The organism is Nocardiopsis sp. TRM 82005 (assembly GCF_056312425.1).
Genome location: NZ_JBWDTQ010000052.1, coordinates 1 through 9,475 on the forward strand (window position 1 = coordinate 1; position 9,475 = coordinate 9,475).

Here is a 9,475-nt window from a genome sequence, read left to right on the forward strand (position 1 = left end):
TGACGGACGGGCGTGGGGCTCGGATCCGATTCACCTCCGGCCTGAAGGCCGAAGCACTCTCGGATAAGACCGGTAGCGCTCCATCTCCATGCGGACGCGACCGCAGTGGCTGCCGGAGGCGGTGTGGCACAGGGCGTTCGTGTGCGACTCGGAAAGGACCGCGATCAGGGGATAGGCCCGGTCATAGCTCAGTTTGGTGCCGTTCCAGCACCACAGCCGTGCGGAGGCCACCTGTTCTGGTCGCGATCCCCAACTCACCATCCGGACGCCCGGAACCCGGGACGGAATCCTCCTCGGGAGTTCCGCCCGCCACTGCCCCCGGCCGGAGCCATTGCCGTTCGCCATCGCTTCCACTCCCCTTGAGCTGCGCTTCACCGTCGCCGACCAGCTTGGCCACGGACCGGGCTCTTGGCCTCCTCCAGTGGAGTTTCCGCGAAAGCCCATTCACACCGATGGAGTCCCTGCGAAAATCCATCGTGTGAAAGAAAAGAATGGTAGTACCCTTTTGTCCATTTCTGGTGTGCGAATATCAGGCATGGCGAAGGTGAGCACCGACATCAAGGAGCGCTGGGGCGGCGTCCTCCAGCGGCGGCGCGAGGCACGCGGGATGACCTAGGAGAAGCTGGGCCGGGCCCTCGGGGTGAAGGGCACGGCGGTCTCCAACCTGGAGCGCGGCCGGACCACCCCCGCGAGCGACGTCCTGGCGTCCCTGGACAGGGCCCTGGAGACCGGCGACGAGCTGTCCCAGCTGTGGGAGGACCTCGTCAAGGAGGGCAAGATCCCGTGGCTGGGCCAGATGGAGGAGCTGGAGAAGAAGGCGGCCTCCATCCTGGAGTTCCACCCCTTCCTGGTGCCCTCGCTGCTCCAGACGACGAGTTACGCCGCCGCCGTCATGCGCGCCGTCACCCCGTGGGAACCACAGGCCAGGACCGAGGCGAGCGTGCGCGAGCGCATCACCCGGGGCGAGCGCTTCCAGAGCGCGGACACCCCGGTGATGATGGTGGTGATGGGCCGCGCGGTCCTGACCGAGCCGGTCGACGGCGGCGGCCCGGTCATGCGCGAGCAGTTGGAGTACGTCCACTCTCTCGCGGCGCGCGAGCGAATAACCTTGCAGATCACGGACGAACCCCTGCATCCCGGGCTGGTGGGACCGTTCACGGTCCTCGACACCCCACCGGAACGGGAGATCGTCTACGCGGAGTCGGCCTACAAGGGCCAGTTCGTACACGATCCCGACGCCGTGGGAGAGTTCAAACTGAGGTTCCACCGCCTACAGGCAGCGGCGATGCCACCGAGCCAGTCGCTGCGGCTGGTCGAAGAGACGATTGAGGGATTCGCGCCATGAGTGACGTCCAGTGGCACAAGAGCAGCTACAGCGGGGGGTCGCACCAGAACTGCGTCGAGGTCGCCGAGGGCCCCGGCCACACTCTGGTCCGCGACACCCAGCACCGGGACCAAGGCCACCTCGCCTTCGGAGGCCCCGCCTGGTCCGGCTTCCTCTCCTCCGTCAAGAGCGACCGCTGACCGCGTCGCCTCGGCCCCTGTTCCCCACTGCGGGAACGGGGGTATTTTTATGTCCTATGCCCAGATAGAGGCTTTGTATTTTTGGTGACAAATATTCCCCAAAGCCGCCCCACCTGGGAAAACACGGCACTTCAGAATTTTTTCAGCGCTACTTCACAGTAGCGTCGCCACCCCTGCTCGAAATGCCTTACGCTTTCCTCCAAAACCACGAATGACCCCGCGACGGTCAACTACCGCCCGGGGTCGTGGCCAGCAACCACACCCTTAAGAACAGGATTGCTAGCATGCGCCAGTTTAGCGCGGCACTCCTCAGCCGTGCCTTCGGCCCGCTGATGGATCTCCTCTCCTCCCCGTGCGGACGCCACGCCGCCTTCGGCCGTCGACGACGCTCCACCCGCGTGCGCCGCTACGCCCCTCTCCCCGAGGTTCCCGCGCCGGTCAGCGAGGCCGCCGAGCTTCCGAAACCCGCCGCACCCGCGCCGACTCTGGCACCCCCGCGAGAGGCCGTCCCGGCCGAGGGCGTCGCCCTGGTCAGGCCCTACTTCGCCGCCCACGAGCGCCTCCGCGCGCCCCGGCCCCGGATCCCCGGCCCCCGGAGCCCCAAAGCCCGGATCCCCGCGCCCCGCGAACCCGCCCCCGAGTCCGAGGAGGTGCGACGCGAGTTCGCCCGAGTCCAGGAACGCGCCGCCGCCATCCTCCGGCAGTGGTCGGCCGCCCCGGACGGTGACCTGCTCGCCGGACCCGCGCCCCGGTTCGGGGCCGTCCGGCCCGCCGGGCCCGCCCCGCCCTCCGAGTGGGACGAACTGGCCTCCCTGACCCGCGTCTGGCTCGGCCGGCAGCGTCAGAAGGTCCCGGCATGAGCCCCTCGTGGCGGGGCCCTGAACGTCGTGTCCTCGGACCGCCGCGCGTTCTACTGTGACTACGTACTGGCCGGGCGCTCCGACGAGGCCCGGAAATACCTGGAGGACCTGATGTCCGCGGACATCAGGGAACGGCAGAGCGGCTTCGCCCGGGAGTACGTCGGCATCGGCCGTGAGGAAGGTGTCGCGCGCGGCGTGGCCCTCTTCCTCACCGCCCGGGGCTTCGAGGTCTCCGACGAGGCCCGTCAGCGGATCGAGTCCTGCGACGGCCTCGACACCCTCGAAACCTGGGCCCGCAGGGCCGCCGCGGTGAGCAGCCCCGAGGAGCCCTTCGACTGACATCAGGCACCGGAACCACGCACGTGTGGGGTGGGAGGCGGCGGCCTCCCACCCCACACGTGTACGCCCGGGCCCGCTACACCGCCAGCGGGGACTCCACCGGCAGGGACGTGTCCGTGGCCAGGTCCAGGGACGAGGCGGGCAGCCCTGCTGCCACGACCTCGGCTCCCAGGGCGGCGATCATCGCGCCGTTGTCCGTGCACAGGCGCGGGCGGGGGACGCGCAGCTCGACACCCGCCTCCTGGCAGCGCCTCTCGGCGAGCTCGCGCAGCGCGGAGTTGGCCGCCACGCCGCCGCTGATGACCAGGGTGCTCACCCCGTGCTCCACGCAGGCGTCCACGGCCTTGCGGGTCAGGACGTCCACCACCGACTCCTGGAAGGCGGCCGCGATGTCGGCGACCACCAGGGGCTGCCCCTCGCGGTCGGTGTTCTCCACGTGGCGGGCCACGGCGGTCTTCAGACCCGAGAACGAGAAGTCGTAGGTGCCGTCACCCCACTTGCCGCGGGGGAACCGGATGGCCCGGGGGTCGCCCCGCTGGGCCGCCTTGTCGATGGGCGGCCCGCCCGGGTAGGGCAGTTCGAGCAGGCGCGCGACCTTGTCGTAGGCCTCACCGGCGGCGTCGTCCACGGTGTCGCCGAGGGAGACCACCTCGGTGGCCAGGTCGTCGACCAGCAGCAGCGAGGTGTGTCCGCCCGAGACCAGCAGGGCGATCGCGGGCTTGGGCAGCGGCCCGTGCTCCAGTTGGTCCACGGCCACGTGGCCCACCAGGTGGTTCACACCGTAGAGCGGTTTGCCCAGGGCCATGGCGTAGGCCTTGGCCGCGGACACGCCCACGAGCAGGGCTCCGGCGAGTCCCGGGCCGGCGGTCACCGCGATCGCGTCCACGTCCGACAGCCCCGCTCCGGCCTGGTCCAGGGCCCGCCGGACGGTCGGGGTCATCGCCTCCAGGTGCGCACGGCTGGCCACCTCGGGCACCACGCCGCCGAAGCGGACGTGCTGGTCGACGCTGGAGGCGACGGAGTCGCCGAGCAGCTCGCAGCCGCGGACCAGGGCCACGCCGGTCTCGTCGCAGGACGTCTCGATCCCCATGACCAGGGGCAGGTCACGGTCACTCATGGCTTCCCTCTCCAACGACACACCGCATGACGAGCGCGTCCGCTCCCTGGTAGTAGCCGCGCCGCACACCGATCTGCACGAAACCGAACCGTCCGTAGAGCTTCTGGGCGCGCGGGTTGTCCGAGCGCACCTCCAGGAACACGTGGGTGGCGCCGCGCCGCTCGGCCTGGCTGAGCAACTCGGTGAGCAGTACGCTGCCCACGCCCTTCCCCCAGAGCCGTTCGACGACGGCCATGGTCTGCACGTCGCCCTCGGGCGGGTCGGACCTCAGTCCGGCGTAGCCCACGACCGTGCCACCGGACTCGGCCACCACGTAGTGGCGGGTGGGATCGCCCAGCTCGCGGCGGAGCATCTCCTCGCTCCAGGCGTCGAGCGGAAACAGGGCGTGCTCGATGGCCATGACGGCCGGGACGTCGCCTTCGGTCATCTCACGCAGGCGCACATCGGTCGCACCGGTCGCCTCGGTCACTTCACCCACTGGCGTACCTTCTTCGGAGTGCCGGGCTCCACCGCGTCCGGGCGACGCAGGTAGAGCGGACTGGGATCGGGCAGTTCCTCGCCCCGGTGCAGGCGCAGCAGGGCGAGTTCAGCCATGGCGGCCGCGTCGGGGTACAGCGGTTCCACGGGATCGGAACCGTCGCTGAGCACGTCAGCGTACATGCGCGCGCCGTCACCGACCAGCGGCAGACCGCCCGTGTCCAGTTCGGCGGGCCGGTCGACGCGCACCTCGCCCACACGGGTGAGGCGATCGTCGTAGCGCGCCCAGAACACCTCCTTGCGGCGGGCGTCGGTCATGGCGACGAAGGGTTCGGTGCGCCCGGTGGCGAAGGCCAGGGTGTCCAGGGTGGCGACCCCGTGGCAGGGGACGCCGAGGGCGTCGGCCAGGGCGTACGCGGTGGCCAGCCCGACCCGCAGCCCGGTGTAGGGCCCGGGGCCGATCCCGACGGCGACGTGGTCGAGGTCGGCCAGGGCGGTCCCGGCCTCCTCGGTGAGCCGCGCGATCGTGGGGCTGAGCAGCTCACCGTGGCGGCGGGCGTCCACGGAGCTCGCGCCGGCGCGCAGGGTGAAGGCCCCGTCGGGGCCGCTCTCACCGATGGCGGCGGTGACCGCGGGGGTGGCGGTGTCGAAGGCCAGGAGCAGCACGGGCGACCGCCTATCCGCGCCCGGCGGCGGTGCCGGGCAGGTCGGTGCCGGTCCAGCGGGCGCCGACGGCGCGCAGGTGGACCGATCGGGTGTCGTCTGGGTGCCGTTCGATGCGGATCTCCAACCGCTCCTCGGACAGCCCTTCGGCCACGCCCTCGCCCCACTCGACCACGGTGACGGAGTCGGGGAGGGTCATGTCCAGGTCGATGTCGTCGATCTCCTCGGCGCCGCCGAGCCGGTAGGCGTCCACGTGCACCAGGGAGGGGCCGCCGGTGAGGGAGGGGTGGATCCGGGAGATGACGAAGGTCGGGGAGGTGACCCGTCCGCGCGCGCCCAGGCCCTCGCCCAGGCCCTGGGTGAGGGTGGTCTTCCCCGCGCCGAGCGGCCCGGACAGGATCAGCAGGTCGCCGGGTCGGGTGAGGGCGGCGAGGTCGCGCCCGAGGACGCGCATGGCGTCGTCGGTGGCGGCGGTGACCTCACCGACGGTGGCCACACCTGGAGTGGTTGCTGTCGCGTCTGTCATCGGCTCGCTGCTCGTGTCGGATGTGGTTGACGGTTCATGGCGTTGAGGGCGCGCCGGAACGTTCCCTTCACCAAGGTTAGGCGGGGCGGAGGGGACTCGTGACCGGATCTCGGCGATTGGTCAGAACCGTGCCGGGGTCCGTTCGGACCCGCGTACCGCTCTACGGCCCGGCGGGGGCGCCGACGTACTCGCGCGGGACCCGGACACCCACCCTGGTGACGATCTCGTAGGGGATGGTGTCCAGGACACGGGCCCAGTCCTCGGCGGTCGGGGTGGCCGGATGCTCGCCCGGATCGCCGAACAGCACCGCGTACTCCCCGGCCTCCACCTCGTCGTCGTCGATATCCACAACGAACTGGTCCATGCAGACTGTTCCCGAGATGACGCGGGCCCGGCCGCCGAGCAGGACGGGACCCTTGTTGGTGGCGGCGCGGGGGACGCCGTCGGCGTAGCCGAGCGGCACCAGGGCCAGGGTGGTCTCCCGTTCGGTGACGTAACGGTGGCCGTAGGAGACGCCGCTGCCAGCCGGGACGCGCTTGGTGAGGGCGATCCGCGAGCGCAGCGTCATCGCGGGCCGCAGTCCGGGCACGGGGAAGTCCGGGATCGGGCACAGACCGTAGCTGGCGATCCCGCCGCGGACGAGGTCGAACCGCGCCTCGGGGAGGGTGAGCAGCGCCGCCGAGTTGGCGATGTGGCGGACCTCGGGGGTCAGTCCGGCCTTGTCCGCCGTCTCCAGCGCCTCGTGGAACCGGGAGAGCTGGAGCGCGATGGAGGGGTGGCCGAGCTCGTCGGCGCAGGCGAGGTGCGACCACACGCCGGAGACGCGCAGGTGTCCCTCGTCCTCGGCACGGGCGGCGGCCTCCGCCAGGTCGCCCCAGTCGGCAGGGTTGACCCCGCCCCGGTTCAGGCCGGTGTCGGCCTTGAGCTGCACGCGGGCGGTGCGGCCCAGGCGCGCGGCCTCGGCGATCACCGTGTCCAGGACCGCGCGGTCGCTCACCCCGAGGTCGACGTCGGCCTCGACGGCCTCCGCGACCGGCTCGCCGGGCGGGATGATCCAGGCCAGGAGGGGGAGGGTGAACCCGGCCCGGCGCAGTTCGAGGGCCTCATGGATGAAGGCCGTGCCCAGCCAGGTCGCGCCGCCCGCGATCAGGGCGCGCGCGGCGGGGAGCATCCCGTGCCCGTAACCGTCGGCCTTGACCACCCCCATCAGAGGAGTACCGCCGGCGCGCTCCCGGAGCAGCCGCGCGTTGTCGGAGATCGCGTCGAGGTCGACGCGGGCGTGCGCGAAGTGAGACATGGTTCCAGTGTTCCACGCGCCGAGCACCGGGAACGGCCGGCGGCACGCGCGGGCGGGGCCGCGGCGGTCGGCGGTGGCGCCCGTGGATGTGTGCGGGCTGACCAGGCACGACTCGGGTTTTCCCGGTCACCCGTAGTACATGGGCATATGTGGGGTAGTGGCTGCCTTGAAGCACAGTATCTGGGGGTACTGGCATGACCGAGATCGGAAGTGAACGACCCGTCAACACCACGCGGCTGTGGTCCGGAGGTCTGGCCACGGCCGTCGTCGCGGCACTGGTGATCTTCGCGGGAACCCTGGTGTTCCGCGGAGTGTTCGGAATCCCGGTACTCGCACCGGAGGAGGCCGGAAACCTGGGTGACGCGAGCACCGCGTTGTACGCCCTCATGGCCGCTGTCGCCGCCCTGCTGGCCACGGCCCTGGTGCACCTGCTGCTGCTCAGCGCACCGAGGGCGCTGAAGTTCTTCGGCTGGATCCTGGGCCTGGCCACCGCGATCGCCGCCGTCGCGCCGTTCAGCGAGGCCGCCTCGCTGCCGAGCCAGGTCGCCACGGCCGTGATCAACCTGGTCGCGGGTATCGCGATCATCACCCTCCTGCGGAGCGTGGCGCGCTCGGCCACCCTGAGCAGCCGGTCGGTGGGCACCGGCCGGTCCGCGCGGGCGTCGGAGGCGACCGTCAGGCCCGTCGGGGGGACGGAGCCGATGCCCACGGACGAGACGCGGCCCGTGGACCAGGAGGAGCCCGCGCAGGGCGAGGACCCCGTCCTGCGGCACGAGGGCGTCCTGCCCGACGTCAGGCAGGACGAGTACCGCAGGAACCAGGTCCGCGCCCAGGAGATGGACGCGGAGGCCGAGCGGGCCAGGGGGAACCGGCGGTCTCCCGGCGATCAGCACGCCGGGTAGCCCGAGGCCCCGGCGACCCGTGGCCCTGGCGGCCCGGGGTGCCCCTGGTCCCTGGCGCCCGATGGGGGCGGAGCCGACCGGCTCCGTCCCCATCCGCGCGTGCGGACGAACTTCCGCGCGTGCGGCGCGGTGACAGCGGTGGCACGGGCGGCCGAAGGAACGGCAGAGCACACCGCCGCGGTCGACGGTTCCCCGCGGCATGCCCCCGGCTGGTGACGAGGACCCGGCACGTCCACGCCGTCCCGCGTGTCCCACATCACCATTCCGGGACCGGATGTGGCCACACCTGCGCACGGAACCGTCCCGCGACGGCTCTGAGCTCGCCCGACGGCCGGAGGAACGCCCTTCCACACCGCGCACGGCGGTGAAACACCATGGGCGGAATGTCTGATGTGGCGGCAGAATCAGAACGAGTCCCACTCTCCGCGCACTTTCCAGGACCAAAGGTGAGGCCCGGCGGGAGCGGGGACGACTTCACGCGGCCCGACGCCGAACAGGCCTACTCCCCCCGACCCCCGTAAGGAGCGATCCAGGTGTCCAGTTGGAACATCAGCCCCTCCGATGTCGGCGCGGTGCTCTCCAGCACCGCCGCGCACATCGGCGACGAGGAGGGCACCGAGGGCCTGACAGGTCACATCAGCGACATCGAGACGCACCTGACCGACCTCAGCACCAGCGTCAAGAGCGTTCCGGTCAGCATCGCCCTGGGCGAGTTCGCCGGACACTACTTCGGCGTCATGGGCGACATGGTCTCCCAGACCATCAGCGGGATCACGGGCGCCAGCGACGCCACCACCGCATATGTCAACGGCAACCACGAGATGGCCCTGGACGCCCAGTCCAACGCGGGCTCGGCCCCCGAACCCGAACCCCAGACCGGCGGCGGCCCCAACATGATCCTCTGATCTCCCTCTCCCCGCGTCCCTCCCCCACCAGGAGTCCCCCACCGTGTTCGACGGCCCTCCCATCGACTGCGACGGCAAGGTCGACCCTTCGGCGTTCGCCGTTCCCGAAGCCAGCCCCTTCGAACTGGAGGAACTCGCCCGCAACCTGCGCGGTGCCGGAGTGAACGTCGCTGGAAGCGGTGAGGACATCACCTCTTCCTGGGCCGGGCTCTCGGAGTGCTACACCGCCCCCGAGTCCGAGACCCTCTACAGTGCCCTGTCCCCGGTCAGCAGCAACGGCATCGTCATCGAGATGGCCACGGACCGTGTGGCCGGGGCCATCGAGGACTTCGCCGAGAGCGTCCGCAGCCTCAAGACCCGATGGAGCGGCCTGACCATACGCGCCGAGGCGTTCCTGGAGAAGATCAAGGACGACGAGGACTGGGACAAGGCCGACGGCTTCTTCAGCGACCAGAGCGAGAACGTCGACAAGAACACGGCGCTCATCGAAGAGGCCGCCGCGCTGACCGCTGAGTACAACGAGGCCGAACGCACCTGCGCCAACAAGATCAACATCGGCATCGACGGACGCACCGAGTTCGTCGAGGGCTCCGAGGTCGGCGCGAACGGACCGGCACCAGGGGAGTTCGTCTACGGTTTGGACGCCGACGTATCCGGCATACCCATGGAGTGGGGCGCCCCGGCCGAGGCCGACAGCAGCTGGGTGGTGGACTTCGGCGACGCGGTGTGGGATTTCGGTGTCGGGGCGGTCGAGGGTACCGGCGCGATGCTGGGCATGCACAGTTCCGAGGGCTGGTTCCAGGCCTCCTGGGGCGACGCGTTGTGGGAGTACCACGAGGGCAACATCCAGTCCGCGGCCTCGCTG

General features: G+C 70.8%; 11 protein-coding genes and 1 pseudogene. 7 read left to right on the forward strand and 5 right to left on the reverse strand.

What is annotated here, in order from left to right; translation table 11 throughout:
• The first annotated feature begins 622 nt into the window (after window positions 1–622).
• The 4 genes from AC0T5L_RS26835 (at window position 623) to AC0T5L_RS26850 (ending at window position 2,723) form a co-directional block, all read left to right on the forward strand.
• Window positions 623–1,345, forward strand: a complete 723-nt coding sequence (locus AC0T5L_RS26835) for a helix-turn-helix domain-containing protein (protein ID WP_476168295.1) — start codon at window positions 623–625, stop codon at window positions 1,343–1,345.
• On the forward strand, window positions 1,342–1,524 hold the full coding sequence (locus AC0T5L_RS26840; protein ID WP_476168286.1) for a DUF397 domain-containing protein: 183 nt from the start codon (window positions 1,342–1,344) through the stop codon (window positions 1,522–1,524). Before AC0T5L_RS26835 ends, AC0T5L_RS26840 begins: the two co-directional genes overlap by 4 nt.
• Before the next feature lie 284 nt (window positions 1,525–1,808).
• On the forward strand, window positions 1,809–2,384 hold the full coding sequence (locus tag AC0T5L_RS26845) for a hypothetical protein (RefSeq protein WP_476168287.1): 576 nt from the start codon (window positions 1,809–1,811) through the stop codon (window positions 2,382–2,384).
• A gap of 27 nt (window positions 2,385–2,411) precedes the next feature.
• A complete protein-coding gene (locus AC0T5L_RS26850) occupies window positions 2,412–2,723 on the forward strand; it encodes a hypothetical protein (RefSeq protein ID WP_476168288.1) in 312 nt (103 codons plus the stop codon).
• A 76-nt stretch (window positions 2,724–2,799) separates the two neighbouring features.
• On the opposite strand, the gene tsaD is transcribed toward AC0T5L_RS26850, so the two are convergent.
• The 5 genes from tsaD to alr form a co-directional block, all read right to left on the reverse strand.
• Complete coding sequence (gene tsaD / locus AC0T5L_RS26855) at window positions 2,800–3,840, reverse strand: tRNA (adenosine(37)-N6)-threonylcarbamoyltransferase complex transferase subunit TsaD (protein ID WP_476168289.1); 1,041 nt, start codon at window positions 3,838–3,840, stop codon at window positions 2,800–2,802.
• Window positions 3,833–4,267 carry a ribosomal protein S18-alanine N-acetyltransferase gene (gene rimI, locus AC0T5L_RS26860; RefSeq protein ID WP_476168296.1) on the reverse strand — a complete coding sequence of 145 codons (435 nt, stop codon included), beginning with the start codon at window positions 4,265–4,267 and terminating at the stop codon, window positions 3,833–3,835. The genes tsaD and rimI overlap by 8 nt, the downstream gene beginning before the upstream one ends.
• Before the next feature lie 38 nt (window positions 4,268–4,305).
• Window positions 4,306–4,983 (reverse strand): tRNA (adenosine(37)-N6)-threonylcarbamoyltransferase complex dimerization subunit type 1 TsaB, encoded by a 678-nt coding sequence (tsaB, locus tag AC0T5L_RS26865; protein ID WP_476168290.1) that lies wholly within the window; start codon window positions 4,981–4,983, stop codon window positions 4,306–4,308.
• A gap of 10 nt (window positions 4,984–4,993) precedes the next feature.
• Window positions 4,994–5,506 carry a tRNA (adenosine(37)-N6)-threonylcarbamoyltransferase complex ATPase subunit type 1 TsaE gene (gene tsaE, locus AC0T5L_RS26870; RefSeq protein ID WP_476168291.1) on the reverse strand — a complete coding sequence of 171 codons (513 nt, stop codon included), beginning with the start codon at window positions 5,504–5,506 and terminating at the stop codon, window positions 4,994–4,996.
• A 160-nt stretch (window positions 5,507–5,666) separates the two neighbouring features.
• Complete coding sequence (gene alr / locus AC0T5L_RS26875) at window positions 5,667–6,803, reverse strand: alanine racemase (protein WP_476168292.1); 1,137 nt, start codon at window positions 6,801–6,803, stop codon at window positions 5,667–5,669.
• Between the two features lie 194 nt (window positions 6,804–6,997).
• Here alr and AC0T5L_RS26880 point away from each other — a divergent pair, with 194 nt between their 5' ends.
• The 3 genes and pseudogenes from AC0T5L_RS26880 to AC0T5L_RS26890 all read left to right on the forward strand — a co-directional run.
• A complete protein-coding gene (locus AC0T5L_RS26880; protein ID WP_476168293.1) occupies window positions 6,998–7,705 on the forward strand; it encodes a DUF6069 family protein in 708 nt (235 codons plus the stop codon).
• 533 nt (window positions 7,706–8,238) lie between these two features.
• Window positions 8,239–8,610 (forward strand): DUF6507 family protein, encoded by a 372-nt coding sequence (locus AC0T5L_RS26885; protein WP_476168294.1) that lies wholly within the window; start codon window positions 8,239–8,241, stop codon window positions 8,608–8,610.
• 43 nt (window positions 8,611–8,653) lie between these two features.
• Window positions 8,654–9,475, forward strand: a pseudogene (locus AC0T5L_RS26890) (hypothetical protein); the annotation flags it as partial.